The organism is Flavobacterium sp. 21.1 (assembly GCF_057801535.1).
The window spans coordinates 427,398-446,174 of record NZ_JBYNXA010000001.1; the positions used below are offsets into that span (position 1 = coordinate 427,398).

The 18,777-nt window shown below is 35.2% G+C and carries 25 protein-coding genes; all 25 read left to right on the forward strand.

Annotated features, from left to right (window positions below):
• Positions 1–24: 24 nt before the first annotated feature.
• The 25 genes from AC3E9U_RS01915 to AC3E9U_RS02035 all read left to right on the forward strand — a co-directional run bounded on the left by AC3E9U_RS01915 (position 25) and on the right by AC3E9U_RS02035 (position 18,700).
• Positions 25–825 (forward strand): alpha/beta hydrolase, encoded by an 801-nt coding sequence (locus tag AC3E9U_RS01915; RefSeq protein WP_488745212.1) that lies wholly within the window; start codon positions 25–27, stop codon positions 823–825.
• A 299-nt stretch (positions 826–1,124) separates the two neighbouring features.
• Complete coding sequence (locus tag AC3E9U_RS01920; protein ID WP_488745213.1) at positions 1,125–1,958, forward strand: hypothetical protein; 834 nt, start codon at positions 1,125–1,127, stop codon at positions 1,956–1,958.
• Between the two features lie 29 nt (positions 1,959–1,987).
• A complete protein-coding gene (locus tag AC3E9U_RS01925) occupies positions 1,988–2,578 on the forward strand; it encodes a hypothetical protein (RefSeq protein ID WP_488745214.1) in 591 nt (196 codons plus the stop codon).
• Between the two features lie 214 nt (positions 2,579–2,792).
• Positions 2,793–3,650, forward strand: a complete 858-nt coding sequence (locus tag AC3E9U_RS01930; RefSeq protein WP_488745215.1) for a PAS domain-containing protein — start codon at positions 2,793–2,795, stop codon at positions 3,648–3,650.
• A 45-nt stretch (positions 3,651–3,695) separates the two neighbouring features.
• Entirely contained in the window at positions 3,696–4,955 is a 1,260-nt protein-coding gene (locus AC3E9U_RS01935; protein ID WP_488745216.1) for a retropepsin-like aspartic protease, read from the forward strand.
• A 148-nt stretch (positions 4,956–5,103) separates the two neighbouring features.
• Positions 5,104–5,694 (forward strand): hypothetical protein, encoded by a 591-nt coding sequence (locus AC3E9U_RS01940; RefSeq protein ID WP_488745217.1) that lies wholly within the window; start codon positions 5,104–5,106, stop codon positions 5,692–5,694.
• 34 nt (positions 5,695–5,728) lie between these two features.
• Positions 5,729–6,070 carry a lysozyme inhibitor LprI family protein gene (locus AC3E9U_RS01945; protein ID WP_488745218.1) on the forward strand — a complete coding sequence of 114 codons (342 nt, stop codon included), beginning with the start codon at positions 5,729–5,731 and terminating at the stop codon, positions 6,068–6,070.
• Positions 6,071–6,096: 26 nt separating this feature from the next.
• Positions 6,097–6,744 (forward strand): hypothetical protein, encoded by a 648-nt coding sequence (locus tag AC3E9U_RS01950; RefSeq protein ID WP_488745219.1) that lies wholly within the window; start codon positions 6,097–6,099, stop codon positions 6,742–6,744.
• A 135-nt stretch (positions 6,745–6,879) separates the two neighbouring features.
• Positions 6,880–7,299, forward strand: coding sequence for a hypothetical protein (locus AC3E9U_RS01955; RefSeq protein WP_488745220.1), 420 nt, complete (start codon positions 6,880–6,882; stop codon positions 7,297–7,299).
• Positions 7,300–7,360: 61 nt separating this feature from the next.
• Positions 7,361–8,026 (forward strand): hypothetical protein, encoded by a 666-nt coding sequence (locus AC3E9U_RS01960; RefSeq protein WP_488745221.1) that lies wholly within the window; start codon positions 7,361–7,363, stop codon positions 8,024–8,026.
• An 11-nt stretch (positions 8,027–8,037) separates the two neighbouring features.
• A complete protein-coding gene (locus tag AC3E9U_RS01965; RefSeq protein ID WP_488745222.1) occupies positions 8,038–8,715 on the forward strand; it encodes a hypothetical protein in 678 nt (225 codons plus the stop codon).
• A gap of 157 nt (positions 8,716–8,872) precedes the next feature.
• Positions 8,873–9,331 carry an SRPBCC family protein gene (locus tag AC3E9U_RS01970; RefSeq protein ID WP_488745223.1) on the forward strand — a complete coding sequence of 153 codons (459 nt, stop codon included), beginning with the start codon at positions 8,873–8,875 and terminating at the stop codon, positions 9,329–9,331.
• Positions 9,332–9,369: 38 nt separating this feature from the next.
• On the forward strand, positions 9,370–9,867 hold the full coding sequence (locus AC3E9U_RS01975) for a hypothetical protein (protein WP_488745224.1): 498 nt from the start codon (positions 9,370–9,372) through the stop codon (positions 9,865–9,867).
• 37 nt (positions 9,868–9,904) lie between these two features.
• The gene (locus AC3E9U_RS01980) at positions 9,905–10,285 is read left to right on the forward strand and encodes a hypothetical protein (protein ID WP_488745225.1); all 381 of its coding nucleotides are present in this window, start codon (positions 9,905–9,907) and stop codon (positions 10,283–10,285) included.
• 34 nt (positions 10,286–10,319) lie between these two features.
• Complete coding sequence (locus AC3E9U_RS01985) at positions 10,320–10,784, forward strand: hypothetical protein (RefSeq protein WP_488745226.1); 465 nt, start codon at positions 10,320–10,322, stop codon at positions 10,782–10,784.
• 20 nt (positions 10,785–10,804) lie between these two features.
• Positions 10,805–11,620, forward strand: a complete 816-nt coding sequence (locus AC3E9U_RS01990) for a hypothetical protein (protein WP_488745227.1) — start codon at positions 10,805–10,807, stop codon at positions 11,618–11,620.
• Between the two features lie 135 nt (positions 11,621–11,755).
• Positions 11,756–12,652 (forward strand): toxin-antitoxin system YwqK family antitoxin, encoded by an 897-nt coding sequence (locus AC3E9U_RS01995; RefSeq protein WP_488745228.1) that lies wholly within the window; start codon positions 11,756–11,758, stop codon positions 12,650–12,652.
• Between the two features lie 45 nt (positions 12,653–12,697).
• On the forward strand, positions 12,698–13,072 hold the full coding sequence (locus AC3E9U_RS02000; protein ID WP_488745229.1) for a hypothetical protein: 375 nt from the start codon (positions 12,698–12,700) through the stop codon (positions 13,070–13,072).
• Positions 13,073–13,074: 2 nt separating this feature from the next.
• On the forward strand, positions 13,075–13,575 hold the full coding sequence (locus AC3E9U_RS02005) for a hypothetical protein (protein ID WP_488745230.1): 501 nt from the start codon (positions 13,075–13,077) through the stop codon (positions 13,573–13,575).
• A 28-nt stretch (positions 13,576–13,603) separates the two neighbouring features.
• Positions 13,604–14,662, forward strand: coding sequence for a hypothetical protein (locus tag AC3E9U_RS02010; RefSeq protein WP_488745231.1), 1,059 nt, complete (start codon positions 13,604–13,606; stop codon positions 14,660–14,662).
• An 89-nt stretch (positions 14,663–14,751) separates the two neighbouring features.
• Positions 14,752–15,249, forward strand: coding sequence for a DUF1990 family protein (locus AC3E9U_RS02015; protein ID WP_488745232.1), 498 nt, complete (start codon positions 14,752–14,754; stop codon positions 15,247–15,249).
• Positions 15,250–16,017: 768 nt separating this feature from the next.
• Positions 16,018–16,299, forward strand: a complete 282-nt coding sequence (locus AC3E9U_RS02020; protein WP_488745233.1) for a hypothetical protein — start codon at positions 16,018–16,020, stop codon at positions 16,297–16,299.
• A 117-nt stretch (positions 16,300–16,416) separates the two neighbouring features.
• Positions 16,417–17,136, forward strand: a complete 720-nt coding sequence (locus AC3E9U_RS02025; protein ID WP_488745234.1) for a phosphodiester glycosidase family protein — start codon at positions 16,417–16,419, stop codon at positions 17,134–17,136.
• 10 nt (positions 17,137–17,146) lie between these two features.
• Entirely contained in the window at positions 17,147–17,581 is a 435-nt protein-coding gene (locus tag AC3E9U_RS02030) for a hypothetical protein (protein WP_488745235.1), read from the forward strand.
• A gap of 27 nt (positions 17,582–17,608) precedes the next feature.
• Positions 17,609–18,700, forward strand: a complete 1,092-nt coding sequence (locus AC3E9U_RS02035; RefSeq protein ID WP_488745236.1) for a hypothetical protein — start codon at positions 17,609–17,611, stop codon at positions 18,698–18,700.
• Positions 18,701–18,777: the final 77 nt, after the last annotated feature.

Here is an 18,777-nt window from a genome sequence, read left to right on the forward strand (position 1 = left end):
CAAACGCCTCATCGTAACCAAGCTATGAAAAAAACGGTATTTAAAATCCTAAAAATCGCTGCTGTAGTTTATCTGTTCTTATGTGTTCTGCTGTATTTTTTTCAGGAGAAATTGATTTTCTTTCCTCAAAAGTTAGATAAAAACTATCAGTTTGAATTTCCAGCAAAATTTGAAGAATTAAACATAAAATCGAAAGACGGAAAATCAATCAACGGACTTCTGTTCAAAGCCGACACATCAAAAGGTCTTATATTTTATCTGCATGGGAACGCCGGTTCTTTAAGTAATTGGGGAAACGTTGCGAAAACCTATACGGACTTAAATTATGATGTTTTTATAGTTGACTACAGAAGTTACGGGAAAAGTGAAGGCCAAATAAACGGACAAGATCAATTGTTCGAAGACAATCAGCAAGCGTATAACGAATTGAAAAAAAGGTATAAGGAAGACCAAATAATTGTATTAGGCTATTCAATCGGGACAGGTTTCGCAGCAAAACTCGCCTGCGCAAATAATCCCAAATTATTGATTTTACAAGCGCCCTACTACAATCTGACCGATATGATGAGACAGCGCTTTCCCTTTGTTCCTACCTTTATTTTAAAATACAAACTGGCTACAAACGACTATCTGAAAAAATGCAAAATGCCTGTAGTGATATTCCATGGAAATAAGGATGAAGTTATATATTATGGTTCTTCACTGAAACTGAAACAGGAATTTAAAAATAAGGACACGTTAATTACATTATACGGACAGGGACATGATGGCATAACAGACAATGAAGAATATAAAACAGAACTGGCGAAACTATTGGCAAAATAAATAAAAGGCTAAAATCCATACACAGTATGACCAACCTTGAACAATTTTATTATGAGGCATAGGGAAACAAATGGTTCCGCTATTTTACTGTTTTTTGCCGTATAACTTTGGAAGAATACGAGCAGGCAAAGGAGAATGAAAAAAAATGATCCTCAAAGCCAATAAATACGACGAGCTCGCTGATCTAAAATGGTAGATTTATAGGGTGTTTTTTATAAATTTGGCTCTCTTTTAACCTAAAAGAATGCCTGTCCCGAATAAAGATTATAAAGATTGTTAAACGACACAAAATAAAATATATGAATGAAACTGTAACCGTAGACGAAGCAATAGCAAAAGGACGCAGAATGGTAAATTATCCTGTAATGGTAATTATGTTTGGAACAATTGTAGCCTGTGTTTATTTAGGAACCCTAAAAATCTTTCCAGCTTGGATCTCGTTTGCAGGATTTATATTTGCTTTTGGTTTTGCCTGGCTTTACTGGAGCGTAATGATTACAAAATGGCGACTTTGGGCTTTTGAGAATGTTCGAAATGTGCACGAACTTAAAAAAAGAGCCGTTCAGGAAAAATTGATTTGGGCCGACAACAGTTTTTTTGAAAAAACAGAAATACGCAGTTCTGCAGACAAAGGGAAATGGAATTCCTTACAAAACAAATTTAAACAAGAGGACGTATTTCACGATGACGTGACGGTTCCAAATGAAACAATTATCTACTATTCAAAAGGAAAAAATTTCTTTGAAATGGTACTTATGTTAGTCTTTTTAGGATTTGGAATTTATTTACTTGCTGCAACCGACAATTATATATTTGGCTCAATAGTGGCAATTTTAGGTGCTTATATGGGTTTCAAAGAATATAAAGAAGCCACAAATACAGAACCTCAAATTATCATTAATAGCAAAGGAATCAAAACCATTTCAACACCGTTTTATGAATGGGCCGAAATCAGAAACGAAGAGGCAATCAGTCAAGGTTCCGGAAAACATACGCACTATTACTTAATTTATAACTATCCGGGAGGATCTGAGCATTTAAAAATTGATGACTACAATACAAATCAAAGAGCATTAAACAAATTGCTTATTCTTTACCGCGGCCGAAGTAAGAATCAGGCAAATTACCGTTAAAAGAGGTTTTGTAAAGATCAATTTTTTACATGAAGAAACTGTTATTCCTATCGCTTTTGCTATTTCTAAATTGTTCCAAAAACAGTTTGGAGCATTGTAATGATAAAGTACGAGAAACTGAATCAATAGCAATTTCACAGGCTATACTTCAGTTTGTCAGCAATGACACGCTTAATTTGCCATTTTGCAATAGTCTTGAACGACTTAATGTCAAAACAGATTTAGATACTATTTACAAAAAGATTACTTACCATAAAATAAATTCAGATTTTAACCGGGACCTATACGTCCAAAAACTATTAGTTGTGAAAATCGATGGGCATTCCTTTTTTGGAAAAAATGATTCTTTAAATTTTGTTCATCAAAATTGCGCAACATCGTTCAAGCTTCCTGAAACTATCTTACGAAATAGAAAAGCTATAGCAACGGGCACTATCCGAAAAAATCCAAATGCTGAATACATCAGGATTTCCTATCCGATATTTTCCGCTGATAATCAGAAAGTATACGTAGAAATAGATATCTACTCAAAGGAAACCAAATTTGGCAATGCTTTGTATCTGCAAAAAGTTGGTTCTAAATGGAAAATTATTGACATTCAGGGTCTTTGGGATATCTGATAAATGGCATTAAAAGGACAAAATTTTAGTCCGTATTGCAAAAATCGATCTTTCCACTTCCCTCCCATTTTTCAAATTTTTCTTCCTAATTTTTTGGTAACTTTGTAAGTAACCTAATAAAGCTATCCTATTATTTAAAACCTACGGAACATTAATGGTATTTGCTGCAATGCAACTTTAAATTATTTTAATAACCGGTTAAAAGTTTCTGATTATGTTTTTGAAAATAGATGTCGAGCACTCCGTACTTGTGCCGGTGCTTTCGGAAGTAATTGTCTCTTTATTGTTATTTGCCGGTGGTTATTTCATCGGGAAATATCGGGAAAAAGCCAAATCAAGAGGTAAAGATCTTGATGAATATGACTTTTATCCCTTTGAACCGGATCAGCATAATTTTCCGCAATTCAATCTCAAAGATTTCCGACTGGCCGTTCATTATTTTTTAAAGAATAAAGATTACACTGCGGCACGACAGTTAATTTTCATTGGTGAGCAGAACAATGTCAGAAACCAACTTGAGCACACCGAATTAAAACAATATGAAAAACTGTATCAGGTGTATCACGGTTCTAAAATTGAAGATGACAACAATGCTTTTCTGGAAAATTATAAAGTCATCGTGCGATTGCTTGGGCAGACATTTAAAAACATGGGGATTGAGATCCTCCTTCACAACCTTATGAATCCTTCCCGTTCCATTGTGGAAATTGAAAATGGCGAAGTGAGCGGAAGAAAAATCGGAATGGGAACCACGATGCTGGTGCTTGATCTGAAAAAACGAAAAGAACGTAAGGAAGATAAATTGAACTATGAGCTGAATATCGGCGAAAGAAAATTCAAATGCACCACCATACCGATTTATCGCAACGATTATGGTCTGATTGGCGCGATTTGCATTAACATCGACGTTAATTACATCAATGATGAAGTCCTGCAAAAAAGAGACAAACTAGAAGAGTTCTTCAAAAATTACTGCGCTACCGATATGGCTCTGGACGAGAATATTTTAGGGAAAGACGAATTTGAAAAGGCTAACAAAGGCAAACGAAACTGGAAACAAAAGGATACTTAGAAAATATACGAAAAAACCGTAATTTAGACCCAAAACCACCCATTGATGAAAAGTAAAGGCAAACTTCTATTTTGTTTTTTATTGACTGTACAAACAGTATTCGGACAACTAAGCCCGGATCTCAATTTAAAAGAATTAAGCAAACAGCATCAGTTTGTTAAAATGGACAGTCTGAACAATAAACAAAAAGGTTCGGACTACTACTTTTATAAAGGATTGTATGCCAATGTGTGCAATAACCCCGGATTATCGAACCGCTATTTAGACAGTCTGAAAAACAATCCGATTATCAATACTTTTGAATTCACTAAGCTGAAGAATGACAACTATATTAAGCAGTTTAATTATGATTTGGCCTACACAACCTCCAAAACCTTAACAACCAAATTTCAAAAGCATTTCACCAAGGAGGAATTGACGGACGAAATCAATGCACAGCGTATCTGGCAGGCGCTGCGAGGCAAACCGGCACAATCTATACAGATTTTTTCTTCGGTTACCTTTCCCACTATAAAAGATAAGGCCAATTTAATCACAACAAAGGTCAGCGCAAACGGAACGGAATCTGATTTTGTTTTTGACACCGGTGCGGGAATCAGCTGCATCACAGAAAGTCTGGCTAAGAAAATGGGCATGATTATTCTGCCGGATAATACTATTTCGGTCGGGAGTTTTTCAGGGCAAAGGAACAAAGTCCTTGTAGCCATTGCCCCCGAGTTTACTTTGGGAACATTAAAAATATGGAATGCGATGTTTTTAGTTTATCCTGATGACGCATTTACATTTCCTACTGCTGGGTATGTTATTAATGGAATCATTGGTTTTCCGATAACCAAAGAATTAGGGACAATTACCATCGAAAAAGATAAACTTACATTTTCAAAAAACCTGGAAACCGAAAAAATCGAAAAAAACCTGTTTACAGACCAGCTTCGGGCATTTGTTATGATAACCTACAAAGGCAAAACCTTGCCGTTTAATTTTGACAGCGGCGCACAGAACAGCCTATTTAATAAATCATTTTACGACACATTCAAATCTGATCTGGACCTTAACGGAAATTTGGAAACAATAAAATCCGCCGGTGCCGGTGCAAAAGAAGTTGCGACAGAAGTATTAGTTATGAAAGACCAGGAAATATACCTGGGCAACAAGGCCATAAAATTGCAACGAATGGAAATTGACCGAAATAACTATGGCGTTTATGGTAAAGTAAATTATGGAAATATCGGACAGGATGTAATAGGCCAGTTTAAAAAAGTGGTTTTCAGTTTTGAGCATAGTTACTTGAAATTGGAGAATTAACTCATTACTGACATGATGGTTTTGACAAAACTTTTTTAGGTTTGAATAGTGTCAGTTGTCTCTTGTAAGGTTTATCCTGAAAGCTTAGTTTTGGGGAATATAGCCCGCATTTATAAAGTCAGGGAACATTAATGAATTACACATAAGTATGCTTGGAATTTCAAAATACAAACCAAATTTCCACGACAATGCTGAGAGTTTCAGGATCGAATTCAATGAAACGCTGTCCGGGCTTATCGGAAAAAGAATCGAAAGATTTTGGATAATGTGGGACCTAAAACAAGATGCATGGTTAACCGATGGACCGATCGTTCTTGAAATCAACGGAAAAAGATTCGAATTTACAGCCTTCCAATTGGATGAATTCAGTTTAACAATTAACTCGTTTGAGCTTACGGAAAAATTGGATTGGTATGGAATGGGTGACGAAATGCCGCTAATGTGGAAAGAAAACGGCCATCCTGAATTGATCAAAAATCTTAACAAGCCAATCGTAGGAATTAATATTCTGACTTATAATTTCATTAGCGAATTTGTGGAAAGTGGTAATAAACACGAAACTGGAAATATGCTTACCGGTATCGAGTTCATACTGGAAAAAGAAACGGAATCCGATGTTGAAAATTTCTTCACGATCTTTAATGCACTAGACCAAAATGGAATGGATAAAGTTGAAATACAACAAGGAGAACAAATAGGAAGAATAAAAATCACAAACTACAACGATGGTTTTGAATAAACAGTTAACCCGACTTTATCAAACTTAGTCTAAAATGAAAAAAACAGCCTGCATCTTACTTGTATCGTTTTCAACATTCGCCTTTTCACAATCTGTAACCGGTGAAGACGAATTGTATAAAGATTATGAAAAAGCCGACGCCAAATTAAATTCTGTTTACAACCAACTAAAAAAGGGACTTGACCCTCAAGAAAAAAAAGCGCTGACCGAAGCTCAAAAAGCGTGGATAAAATTCAGAGATTTAAACTGCCAATTCAAAAGTGGCGATAATGGTACCGGTAGTGGTCCATATGAAAACAAGCTGAAATTAGACTGCCTGATTCAAACCACCATAGAGCGAACCAAAGAGCTGAAAGATCTGATTGATGAATTATAAAACCGAAAGTTAGCTCTAATCAAAAAATGAAGAAAATAGTCCTAATCGGAATCTTTGCAACGTTCATCAGCTGCAAGAAAAATGATGCCATTCATAATACAGACGAACAATTGGGTACTTCAACAGAAAAGAAGGTTAGTGAACAAAAGTCTGTTCAAACTGAAACAACGGTCTCTTCAAATACAGATTGTGGTCTGGAGAAATTCCTGAGCGATCCTAAAACACCTAAACTCGCAAAAGAATTATTCGAAAACAAAGCCAAAAATGACGATCAGGCACTTGAATTTTTTGAAATGCTGAAAAGTTCAGACGAAAACGAGCGAAATTTTTATTTCAGAGTCATTACGAACTCCTATAAAGTTGCAGACGGTGCTTTAGCAGAAGGCTTAGGATATAAAGGATTAGACTACCTTGAAAATAACACTGTAGCTTTTACAGATTATTTTGAAAATCAAAAATGTTTTACTGACAATGATATAAAAACCTGGACTTCGATAGTTATGCTCGAATTTTCTTTACTATATGAAAATGAAACAAGTACCAATATGGCAAACGATCTGATTTCAAAGATGAACCGGAATTGCAAAAACTGTACGCCCTCTCAAAAGGAAACCCTGGTTAAATTCAGCCACTATTTAACCGATAAATGGGAAAATTACATAAGTATCGAATAATGGCTTTTACTGCGATGGTTTTGAACGTTACTGGTTTTCATTTGGAAATTTGTGTAACTTCGCCCGAGCTTTTTAAAGCCAAAAAACGTTAAACCCTCAGTTCCAAACTAAACTTTAAAACCTAACTTATTTCAAATGGAAATTCAAGACCAAAAAACGGAAGCAGTAAATAATTTTGAAATTTTTGAGAAACCGAAGATCTATTCCGAAAAGGCAATTTGGGGTTTCTCTATGTTTTTTACATCCATATTTGGAGGCGTGCTTTTAATGCAAAATCTAAAAGATGTCGGTAAGAAGAAAGAAGCATACACAATTTTGGCTCTTTCGATAGCACTCACGATCGTTTCAGTGATAATTTTAAATATTCCTGAGAAACCGATGACATCTATGACTTTTGTCGTTAATATGGCCTGTGGTGGGATCTTATCTAAATACTTTTACCCGAAGTACTTTCCAAACGAATCTGATTTTCCAAAAAAGACAATCTGGAAACCACTTATCATTTCTGTACTCGTGATGCTACCTTTTCTTTTGGCGCTATTTTTTGCGCAATAACTCCTGAAGCATAATAATTACCTGAAAAAAGGTGACATCCGTGTATTGGCAATCATTAAAGATGAAGAAACTACTGTATTTAATTACACTGCTTACGCTATTTAGCTGTAATGAAAAATCGGAAACACCGATCACACAAAAAGCAGAGATCAACAAAGAGAGTAAATACTCCGGATTACTTAAAAAGTTTGAAGCTATTTCTTTTGATACGCTAAAAATATACTCCGAAGAAGATTTTAAAAAATTCAAAGGACATACACTTGACAGTCTGGACGTTATCCTGTTCCCAAAGGAAATTGCCGAGGCTCATTTTAGTGATCCGCCGGGCTTGTTTGCGTGTTATAAATTTCCAATTGATGAGATCAGAATCGGATTAATCGCAAGAACGCCTTCTGAATATTTACCCTCGTCAATCAAACTATTTATGTATGATTCCGAAAAAGATGAAATATCAAACTACATTGAATTGGCAGAAAGCTTTGGTGATGCCGGAGACGTTTCTATAAAAACTTCATGGCTGCTTAAAAATGATAAAAATAAAATCCGTTCACTGATCTGGGTTTATGAAGCTCATGATCATAGCGTTGAAGATGTAAACGACACCATTGTTGACAGCTGGAATAATCATTATCTTATTGATCTGTCAAAACCGAAATTTGATACTGTCAGTGAAGACTCGCGGTTGCTAACCAAAAAATTTGATAAATTGCTTAAAACTGGGCTTTAAGGCTGCAAATAATGAAAAAGTTAATTTCCCTGTTGACATTTGCTTTAGTCCTGCTTAGTTGTACGGAAAAAACGGAAAAAATTAATCCGGAATTAGATAATAAAACAGCAGCAGACACCTTTAAACTTCGCAAATTAGACAAATTGTTTGCAATTGGTGATTTTGATGGCAACGGGATAAAAGACACTCTTTTTGAACACAATTATTCCCGACTCACAAAAACTGAAATTGACAGTGCAGCCAGTCCGTACGAGCATGACTGGCAAACTACGGTTGTGGATTGGTTTTACAGACAAGATCCGGACCTATACTTAACTGTTAATAAAAAGAACGCGGATACTCTACATTTGGGAGCTGCCCAGGGTCTGTACTGCTTAATAAATATCGGCGACAACAATGCTGATCATAAGGACGAAATAGCATTGGTAATTGATAAGTTAGATTATAGTCCGGTAAACACTTGCAAAATATATGCGCTTTGTAATAGCAAATGGACGTTGCTAAAAGAGTTTGAAATTTATGAAGATGCATTTGCATTTATGGGCAAAAAATCGCCCGTTTTTACGGAAATCAAGTCGTTTTTAGAAAAAAAGAATGGTAAATGGGTTTATATTGATTATCATCAGGAATATGAAAGAGCAGAAGATGTTGGTAAAATGCTGGAACTAAAAACGGAAAAGTGCAAATAAAATAGGGTATCCGAGCAATCCGTTTCTTACTATCTGTTGACGAAGGTCTCTTTGCATATCTCTCCAAATTTTAAAATTTTTCTGTCAATATTTTCGATACATTTGTAATTATCAGTCTCTTAAAATTCATTGCTAAAACTTTAAACACACAACTATTATGGTAAATATCATACATAGAGTCGGCATAAAAGCTCCTATTAAAAAAGTATATGAAGCCTTGGCAACAACGGAAGGAATAGCAGGTTGGTGGACAAAAGAAACTTCCGGAATTTCCCAAACCGGAAAAACGATTACGGTCCGATTTACTACGCCGGAAGGCACAGAATTGGGAAGTATGGAAATGGAGGTGCAATCACTCGAACCTGACAAAAAAGTGCAGTGGAAATTTATTGCGGGCCCAGAAGAATGGATTGATACCGAAGTCACATTCGATTTGCATCAGGAAGAAGAGTATACCATAGTGTTGTTTGGCCACAGAAACTGGCGTGAAGAAGTAGAATTCAAAGCACATTGCAGCATGAAATGGGCTATTTTTATGCTAAGTCTCAAACAACTCGTTGAAACGGGAAAAGGAAAGCCTTCACCTGATGATATCAAAATAGATAATTGGAATTAGAATCTTAATTCACAAGAAAAGAAATCTCAAACCCAAAAATGACAGGAGGAAAAATAGCGCTACTTGGTATCATTATCACATTCCTTGTGCTAAGTTGGACTATCTATTCCTATTACAATCCCAACTTTGAAAAGATATTTAATGAAAACAACACTGTGTTTCAAACAAAAAAAGAAGCTTTCAATAAAGTCGTAGCTGAAATTGAAACGGATTATATTCGTACCCCAAAAAGTGAAAAAGAAATCGAATTAGCTGTTGAAAGTCTTCCCGATGATCTTAAAGAACAGCTGGAGGACCTTGGAATAAGTCGGGTTCTGATTAATTTTGACAATTTTGAAAACTGTGATAAAAACTATGAAATTTCATTGGTTGTAGATGAAGGATGGAATGTCAAAAACCTTAATAATGTAACGATTGTCTATTCTCCCTGTGACAGCACGACTTTAACAAACAATCACACTTTTGACGGTCATCATATTGATACGTGGGGACAAGGTGAAAATTGGTATATTTACTCCGATACGGACTCCATCTGATTAACAGGAGATCATAGCAAATGACGGTTTAAGAAAAATGAGTGATTTATACCGATTTTTATTGTTTACCTATTCAGTATTCTTAGTGGTCTCCTTTGTAGTATTCACTATGTTAACGCTCGGAATGAAGGAAAATGCAAGTCTGCTTTTAACGCATTACATCTTTTTATTCTTTACAGTTATTACGATCTCTTCTTTAATCCTACTGCCCTATCTGACAATGAAAAGAAAGAAATTTAAAAAGAGCATCAAAATTACCTGCTTAGTTTGCTTATTGTTTAATTTGTTCGTCGCGATAAAAGTTCTTTGGGAAATGGATAAAGGAATGATTACGTTGTTTCTTCTTTTATTAATAGTAATAATTATCTCTTTAAGTAATTTGATATTTAAAGATAAACTGATAAAGAACGGTCACTAACAAGACAGGGTTTTACACTCAATTCTAAAAAAATATGGCATCAGCATTTTGGACACTTGAAGACGGTCGCGGATTCGCAAGGAACTGGTCCCGGATGGCACATATGTTGCAACTGATAACCGATGAACTGAAAACAATTCCGCAAGCTGAGGAATTTCATCAGTACTTGGAACAATTCGTATATCGGGAAGAAAATGAGGATGAATTCAACGGATATGGAGGTTTTTTCAGAGAGAATGAAGATATCAGCTTCAATTTTGATTTAAGGACCTTTGCGCCAAAAAACAGGGATTTCTTTTGGGAAGCCGCTCAAAAAGCTTTGACCAAACTGAAAATAAGTAAAAATGAATCTGACGAAGGAATCTTATTACTGCTGACGGACTTACTGGATATGCACAAAAGAATCAAAAAAGGTGAAAACCCAATGGAATTAAACCATCTGACTGTCATTGAACCTGAGTCAAACGAAAAATTCGGCCCGGGCTGGGAAACGGAATAATGGTAAAAATGAACCGGCAAATGAAACCACATGCATTGATAGTAGCCGTAATTCTTTTACTCGTAACTGCCTGCGGGAAAAAAAGCAATACGGTAATTTCAAATGCCATTTTTCTAAAAGAAACAAACGATCCTAAAAAAACAACCAAACAGATTCTTGATCATTTTTTAGAGAGCGTGTCGGCATTAGCTCAGACTGACACTTCTGTCTACTATTACGGCAATGCTGTTATTGAAGAAGACAGTACGTTCAGACAGCTTCTTGTCGGCAAATTCATTGATAAAAAAGCCATAATCGCCACGGAAATAAACGTCAGGGACAGTGTCATAAACTTTTACCATTTGGATAACCGAAAATGGAAACTAATCGGCAGTGCGAAACCAAACATTCCCGTGTACAAAATCGATTTTGAGGATCTTGATGGAGACAACCGAAACGAAATTATTACGTCGACATTCAGAAATATGAATGGCAATACGTGGCAGGAAGTTTATTACTATTCAAACAGTACAAATACAATTCATTACGCCGGCTCCTACTCGACCGACTATAGTGTCAAAAAAGATAAAAAACAAATCGAGGAAACTTACGAAGGCAGCTCCTACATGGATCATTCCAAGACGCTTTATGAGTGGAGGGACGAGAAATTGGTACCAATCAGACAAATTATCTTACTTCAGAACCAGTCTGATACAGAAAACCAAACATCCACTTTTGAATATTATGAAAATTCCACTAACAAAGCATACGGACTGAAATTAAAACGCAAAGAACCGTTTGATAATACCAATAAAAAACAGCAGGAGCTTTGGGATACATTTTTCGACGCAAAATAAAACCTTCTGACAATATACATTTCGATAATATTCTGTTTTAAATACTTACTTTCCTTTACCACTTTTGGTATATTTGTAAACATCAGAAACAAAAACAACCGTTACTAAGTCCCACAGGATTTTAGCGTCAATATCATGAAAACGAAATCTATCCTTTCCTTTTTTCTTCTGTTAACCACCCCTTTATTTGCTCAGGACATACAATTTGTCAAAGATGAACTAATGAATGACTATATGAAAAGCGGTTACGCAAATAAAAATTTTATGCCAAGCGGAGAAACCGATAAGAATAATCTCAGACAGGGATTTTGGAAAGATTACGAGGTTTCCAAAGACTACGCCTACGTTTCCACAGACAACCAGTCAAAGCAGGTTTTCGGGCACTTTTTATTATATGGTGAAGGAAAATATCTTAACGGAAATCGCGTCGGGAAATGGCTTTTCTATACCATTGAAGACAAAACTTTTAAAAAGAATATCCAAAAAGAAATAAACTACGCGAAAGGTGAACGACAGGGAGAATTTAAGTACTTCTTCCCTAACGGCAACCTCAGTGAAATTGGAAATTATGAAAATGGCAAATTTGAAGGAATTGTAAAAAGCTACTATTCCGATGGCAAAATTCATGGCACCAGATTATATAAAAATGATTTAAGGAATGGTCATCATATCTATTTGTATCCAAACGGAAAAACGGAATTAGACCATAATTTCGTTAATGGTACAAAAGACGGGCTGTATCAGGCATTTTATCCTAACGGAAATCTTCAGGAAAAGTTCTATTACAAAATGGGGAAAGAAGATGGTGTCTACCAATACTATTATGAAAACGGCCAATTATGGGTTGAAAAAACATTTGATAACGGTTTGCTTGTAAATGTTAAGGGAAATTATACTAAAGAAGGAAAATCAAGAGATAAAGGTTCTGTAAAAAACGGCAACGGGACTGTTATTCATTATACTGAAGAAGGTAAAATATATTTAATAGTTACCTTTAAAGATGGTCTAAAAATAAGTGAGGAGAATTTCTAAAAACCGCTTATTCAATGGGATCAATAATATGTAAAATCCTTTAGAGTGAAACTACCTGTAAATCTTATAGCAGTCAGAAAAACGGACAGATCGAAATTTGATATATTCCTTTGGTGGGAATTACGACGATTTCTTTTCAATGGTCTGTTGATCTTATTCATCCTGTTGAGCTTAAAAATTATAGGGTCAAATCCTCTAACCATGGAAATGGGCGACGGCGAATATTTCCTCCTTATCGGAATGATATTGTTATTGATACTTCTGAATGTCATTTATACTTTTGGCTGGCTAATAGAAATCTTCAGAAAGGAACGAAGTCTGACCTTTGCACCCAATTTTTTCCGAAATCTGACACTATTGTCTTTTAGTTTTTACTGTTTTTACGCAGGAAGCATTTACCTTTTACTAAAGTATTTTTAGGCATGTTAAAGCGTAAGAAGGAAATTCTGTACTACATCTTTATTGTTTTATTCTATGCGGGATCTACAATTTTCATTTTTACTAAACCTAACGTAGTCGAAAGCAAAGACTTAATCGAGATTAAAGCCGAATTACTTGAAAAAGCTATCAATGAACCAACAGGTGATAACGTCCCAAACATCGTTTTCAAAATCGTTGACGATAATTCCATGCAGTACAGTATTGAATCCTGCGGTTTTGAGAAGACCAGACGAAAGGATCTGATGAACTTAAAATACAGGGATTCCATTAGTTTTACCGTAAGTAAAGAAACAAGTCTTTATGAAAGATTCCGAAGTGAAAAGAAAGTTTTTTCATTTAGATCACTGGAGAATAACGCAGACCTATTAACGCTGAAAGAATACAATTCATGTGAAAAATCGGTTTGGAAAGAACTCTTTTTAATAACTATTTTACTATTCTTTGTATTGGTTTTCGTAATCATAGAAAATCGAAAAAATTAACTGAGCCACCATCTTAAAACCAACAACAGTGATAAAAACAATAATTCAAAAACTGTTTACGACAGATCAGCCCAAGCCAAAGGCGGTTCAGTGTTTGTGGCATTCCGATTATGAATATATCGGGCTGACTATTGACTTGGTATTTAAAAACGGTTTTAGTTACAAAACAGAAAACATAACGGAATTAGAATACAAAAATTTTGAAACCGAAGAAGCTCTTGTTCAGGAAGCCCGAAAAATAGCAAAAGAATACACGGATCGGTATCAGATCGAACTTTACTTTCCGTCACCGGACGAATGGTCACGAGATTGTCCCAATTGGTGGGAATCACATACTGCACCAAAATGCGAAGACTGCCATACACCCATTATTCCTACCGACAGTAAATATCTTCCCAAAGAAGTCTGCTACCCTTGTCACCTGACCAGAGAAAGCAATGAAAAAATAAGAAATGATGAATCGGTCAGCGATGGAGTAACGATGTGTTTATCTAAAGGCGACGAGTATGAGCATATTGGATATTGCTCCGATTTCAACTCCTTTCCAATCGCGCCGTTCATTGCTGAAAAAGTGCAACTCAGAAAATATGACAAAGCAATAAGCGAGGTAATCCTTGATAAAGCAGACATTCTGGAATTGCAGGAGGATTTGCAAAATGCACTTCAACTGAATTTAATAGATTATAAAAAACCTGAAGAATACGAAGGACGCAGCAGTTTCAAGAAGACATATACCGTTGAATATAAAGGAATTGAATACGAACTATTCGAAAGATTAAATGCGGATCATGAAGCGATTTCAAATTTAATCCGAAGTTTAAAAAGAAATGAACGGGCTATCGAAAATGGTTATGTTTACAGAATCTTTTTCAAAAACGGAATTACCTACCGGGATGATTCTCTCTTACGTTTTGTAAATTATCCGTCCAAAGGTTCAGCGTATATTGCATCGATAAACGAGAATTACAAAAACATAATATCGGAAAGTGATATCATGAAGACAATTGAAAAGTTAATAAGCATAAACTGCCTTAAGAGAAATGAAAATAGTGTTGCTATAACTAAAATAGGAAAAAGCATCCTGTAAAAAATGACCGTTTTATAATGAAAATTTACCTGACAGAACAAAAAAATAAATTCAGACAACACCTTGACTTTTTGAAAACCAAAAAAGTCATGGACTACGACAGAACCAAACTGACAGAGAAAGTAACAACCATCAACATAAACTCAACCAAAAATTTAAAAGAATTAGATCTTGATTTTCTTTTCAACTATCAGATTTTCCCCGACAACATTATGATATTCAGAACACAATGGAACGAGGAACAAAGGCAGATGAAAACAGGTGACACCATTGTTCAGCAGGTCTATATCCCACCTGTAAAAACTATGTCGCAGAAAATAATTTTTGGCGTGCGGATAAATGAAATCATCAACGAAACAAACCGAAAAGGATACAGTTATGAAACCCTTGAAGGTCATGTTGAAAAAGGGATTTCAACTTTCACCGTCGAACAACTTGACAGCAAACTGCTGTTTAAGATCCATACCTACTCAACTCCGGGAAACATTTTGACGAAATTACTCGGACCCGTTTTTTCTGTTCCCTATCAGACCTTTTGTACCAAATCGGTTTTGAAAAATGTAAAGCAAAAATTGGAACAGCAGTAAGGTCTAAGAGAATATCGGCTTGGATTTGTACTGCTTGTCTTTAATCTTTAATTTTGGGTAAACTATTATAGAAACCGCACTAATGAATGAACTCGACAAAATAAGAACGAAATCAAAAAGCTTTACAAAGCTCATAATCATTGAATTTGCGTATTGCTCGATTCTTAATGTTGTCTATAAATTATCATCTATAGAATCCGTTTTACTTTATTGGTTTTACATTACATTATTAGTAGTAGTACCTTTAATTTTAAACACATACATTTACATAAACAGTAAAAAAAACTCCGATTCTGTCCAGACAAGTAATACCATCATAATTCAGATTCTGGTCTTCCTTTTCTGTTTTAAATTTTTAATGTAGCCTATGGAAAGCAATTTACTGTTTAAAAGCAGCCTTATTATTTATCGATTTGTATTAATTATAAGTATTCCGCTTTTTTTTATTGCCGAATTTATGGTCGGAATGGCCGGTCATAACAGTGATCCGAACAATACAAATTACATTTTGTATGTTTTCGCAATCATCACTTCTCTTCTTTTGATAATTTACAAGCGCCCCGCTCTTAAAATTACATTAAAAAACAGTATCAGGATAAGTCTGATAATTTTGGCATTGATAAGCATCATCTGCGAAATATATGGACTATTCGAATTTTCTCGAGAAAGTTACTTCGGCCTGGGAGAAACAGTTTTTGTGTTGCTATTTTCACTGTTTACGGCAGTAAGCATAACACTTTTTTACGGACTTTTAAGAGATAGAATATAATGATTGCCTTAGAACAATTCTACACGGAAGCAAGTTGGAAAGCATTCATAAAGGTGTTTAAAAAAGACCGGCAAACATCGCCTGAAGAATTAATTCTGAAAAATATGCTGCATGGAAACAAGCACCTTGCCCGGGTCATTTTTGAAATTTTACGTCATGAAAGTTTAAACTGGATTAATGAGAAAGTTCCCGCTTTGGATAATCTGAAACCTGTTGAATGCTTAACAAATGATGATCTTAAAAAAAGATTAAAGGTTTGTTTAATGCGAATGTATAAGTAACCGATATGACAAATCAAAATGATTATAAAAAGCTGGTAAACTTTACTTTTAATCGTTAGTTTTGAAGTAGCTTGCCATCACCAAAAAATCGGCGAACCGTTAATACAGTAATTCAAAATGACAAAAAAACTAACTATCCTGTTTTTAATCATCATTACGTCAATTTGTTTTGGCTTTCTGGCACAATCAAAAACTGATGATGAGCGTTTTGTCAGTTATACGGTTAATCCCAAAAAATTAAACGTCGATTTTTATTGGAAAAACACCTCCGGTGAAAACTATAAGAATGCTGAAAATCTCAGACTTTGGCTAAAAAAACAAAAGCGGGAACTGGTATTCGCCACAAACGGCGGAATGTATAAAAAAGACAATTCCCCTCAAGGTCTTTATATTGAAGATAAGATCAGAAAAATTGAAATTGATACAGCCGGCGGTAACGGTAATTTCTATCTGAAACCCAACGGAGTTTTCTACATAACCACCGACCGGGTTGCAAAAATCTGCCTCACTCAGGATTTTTCAGACAACGGTAAAATAAAATATGCGACGCAATCCGGACCAATGCTGGTGATCAACGGTAAAATCCATTCCGCTTTTAAGGAAAATTCGGCAAATTTAAACATCCGAAACGGCGTCGGAATTCTGCCAAACAACGAAGTTATATTCGCAATGTCTAAAAAAGAGATCAACTTTTACGAGTTTGCCGGGTACTTCAAAAAACTTGGTTGTAAAAATGCTTTGTATTTAGATGGTTTTGTTTCCCGAACGTATTTACCGGAAAAAAACTGGATACAGACCGATGGCGATTTTGGCGTAATAATCGGGGTTACGAAATAAAGAGGATAAAATGACCAGCACAGTAAAGACTTTTAATTTGTTTTCATTTAAGCGGCTGTCGATTGCTTTCATCACCGGCTTCGGAATTTATTTTGCCGCCTATTTACTTTTAACTCGCGGTGTAGGCGGGATTTTTGCTATGCTGCTATCCCCTTTTCTTTGCTTGTATAATACTGCAAAAGTCTTTGTATTTGTGCTGTTAGCCGGTTTAGGTCTATATAATGGCTTCTTATGTAAAATCTGGCTCAACAACGGGCAGCTTTACAAAATTTTAATGTTAGCAGGCTTCATTGGTTTCATTTCGGGGACTTTAATGGCAGAACACGCTTATTTTGATCTTAATAACCAGTATGCTGCGCAACTATATCACGATTATTTAACTACCCCAAGTTTCTTCATTCTATTATTTTCCCAGAGTTTTAAACCAGACAACTTACACAGCTAATTCATAACAGAACTATTGAAACAAAAAATGAAACTATTAAAATTCCTATTTGTATATATCGTCCTGTTAAGCTGCAAGACTAAAAAGGAAGAAACTGTAAATCTTCTTTCTCCGGCTGAAAATCTTCAGTCTGTAACTATTTCAAAATATATCTTTGAAAGCAATGCATCGGATTCAATATCCGGGATAAAAGCAAATCTGAGCGTTAAAAACCTAAGGATTATCGCATCAGATAACAGTATTTACATATTTGATACTGCAACCAAAAAGATTAGAAAAAAGTACAAATTAAAATTTGATGAACTTAAACTGGAATTTCTTTGGGCGGAACTTATTACCAATAAAACAAAATCCAAAGCTTTGGTTACTATAAGCACTGGGCAATCTTCAACGGCTCTTGTTTTTCAAATCGATCTTATCTCACTTAAAATCGACTGGTTAAATGAATATCCTATACAGATAACTTCAGTAAACTATTCAAACGATTCCAAAATGATTGTGTTGGGGACCGATTATTATCAGAGCAAAAAAAACAGTTCAGAATATTATGCTTCTTTATTTCTAATAAACAGTACAAATGGAAAGTTCATGGATTACTTTCAACAAGGAGAAAGTGTAGCGAAGGTTTTATTCAGCGATGATGATACTCTTATTTATGCAGTTTTAGGATGGCCCCATACGGATACATTTGCCTGGAATCTAAAGGACAATAACGACAAGACTGGAGCTTTTGGAAAAGATCATACCAGTTTTTATGATGTTTGCGATATCGACAGGAATTCCTTTGTAACGATCGGAAGCGACGGGATTTACAAATGGACTAAATCAAACCCTAAAGACTTTGAAATAGTCTACAAAAAATACATAAACGCACACGATAAAATCTTTAAAGCTGAAAACGAGTATATTTTAATTGACTATCCAAACGGTTTCGCAAATCCGCCAACGATCAGATATTTTGATTCTTCATTTAGAGAAACTGCTTCAGTGAAATTGCAAACAACCTTTGACGATGTAACTTTAGCAGATCTCAAATTGGAAGGAATTGGCGATAATAACAAAATCATTTGCTACGACCTGAAAAGCAAGTCAATTTCCGAAATGGCTGATATCAAATAAAGACTAAATCCGATTCGTTTCTTTTCAAATTTTTCTTTCATATTTTTCGATATATTTGTGTATGTCACACCTCTAAA

What these genes read in the sequence shown, in the direction of transcription:
- AC3E9U_RS01940 (WP_488745217.1), top strand. Translation starts at nt 5,104, where the DNA reads ATGCTTGGAATTTCAAAATACAAACCAAATTTCCACGACAATGCTGAG.
- AC3E9U_RS01915 (WP_488745212.1), top strand. Translation starts at nt 25, where the DNA reads ATGAAAAAAACGGTATTTAAAATCCTAAAAATCGCTGCTGTAGTTTAT.
- AC3E9U_RS02005 (WP_488745230.1), top strand. Translation starts at nt 13,075, where the DNA reads ATGTTAAAGCGTAAGAAGGAAATTCTGTACTACATCTTTATTGTTTTA.
- AC3E9U_RS01980 (WP_488745225.1), top strand. Translation starts at nt 9,905, where the DNA reads ATGAGTGATTTATACCGATTTTTATTGTTTACCTATTCAGTATTCTTA.
- AC3E9U_RS01925 (WP_488745214.1), top strand. Translation starts at nt 1,988, where the DNA reads ATGAAGAAACTGTTATTCCTATCGCTTTTGCTATTTCTAAATTGTTCC.
- AC3E9U_RS01970 (WP_488745223.1), top strand. Translation starts at nt 8,873, where the DNA reads ATGGTAAATATCATACATAGAGTCGGCATAAAAGCTCCTATTAAAAAA.
- AC3E9U_RS01945 (WP_488745218.1), top strand. Translation starts at nt 5,729, where the DNA reads ATGAAAAAAACAGCCTGCATCTTACTTGTATCGTTTTCAACATTCGCC.
- AC3E9U_RS02035 (WP_488745236.1), top strand. Translation starts at nt 17,609, where the DNA reads ATGAAACTATTAAAATTCCTATTTGTATATATCGTCCTGTTAAGCTGC.
- AC3E9U_RS01950 (WP_488745219.1), top strand. Translation starts at nt 6,097, where the DNA reads ATGAAGAAAATAGTCCTAATCGGAATCTTTGCAACGTTCATCAGCTGC.
- AC3E9U_RS01930 (WP_488745215.1), top strand. Translation starts at nt 2,793, where the DNA reads ATGTTTTTGAAAATAGATGTCGAGCACTCCGTACTTGTGCCGGTGCTT.
- AC3E9U_RS01985 (WP_488745226.1), top strand. Translation starts at nt 10,320, where the DNA reads ATGGCATCAGCATTTTGGACACTTGAAGACGGTCGCGGATTCGCAAGG.
- AC3E9U_RS01995 (WP_488745228.1), top strand. Translation starts at nt 11,756, where the DNA reads ATGAAAACGAAATCTATCCTTTCCTTTTTTCTTCTGTTAACCACCCCT.
- AC3E9U_RS01955 (WP_488745220.1), top strand. Translation starts at nt 6,880, where the DNA reads ATGGAAATTCAAGACCAAAAAACGGAAGCAGTAAATAATTTTGAAATT.
- AC3E9U_RS01920 (WP_488745213.1), top strand. Translation starts at nt 1,125, where the DNA reads ATGAATGAAACTGTAACCGTAGACGAAGCAATAGCAAAAGGACGCAGA.
- AC3E9U_RS02015 (WP_488745232.1), top strand. Translation starts at nt 14,752, where the DNA reads ATGGACTACGACAGAACCAAACTGACAGAGAAAGTAACAACCATCAAC.
- AC3E9U_RS01935 (WP_488745216.1), top strand. Translation starts at nt 3,696, where the DNA reads ATGAAAAGTAAAGGCAAACTTCTATTTTGTTTTTTATTGACTGTACAA.
- AC3E9U_RS02030 (WP_488745235.1), top strand. Translation starts at nt 17,147, where the DNA reads ATGACCAGCACAGTAAAGACTTTTAATTTGTTTTCATTTAAGCGGCTG.
- AC3E9U_RS02025 (WP_488745234.1), top strand. Translation starts at nt 16,417, where the DNA reads ATGACAAAAAAACTAACTATCCTGTTTTTAATCATCATTACGTCAATT.
- AC3E9U_RS02020 (WP_488745233.1), top strand. Translation starts at nt 16,018, where the DNA reads ATGATTGCCTTAGAACAATTCTACACGGAAGCAAGTTGGAAAGCATTC.
- AC3E9U_RS01990 (WP_488745227.1), top strand. Translation starts at nt 10,805, where the DNA reads ATGAAACCACATGCATTGATAGTAGCCGTAATTCTTTTACTCGTAACT.
- AC3E9U_RS01960 (WP_488745221.1), top strand. Translation starts at nt 7,361, where the DNA reads ATGAAGAAACTACTGTATTTAATTACACTGCTTACGCTATTTAGCTGT.
- AC3E9U_RS01965 (WP_488745222.1), top strand. Translation starts at nt 8,038, where the DNA reads ATGAAAAAGTTAATTTCCCTGTTGACATTTGCTTTAGTCCTGCTTAGT.
- AC3E9U_RS01975 (WP_488745224.1), top strand. Translation starts at nt 9,370, where the DNA reads ATGACAGGAGGAAAAATAGCGCTACTTGGTATCATTATCACATTCCTT.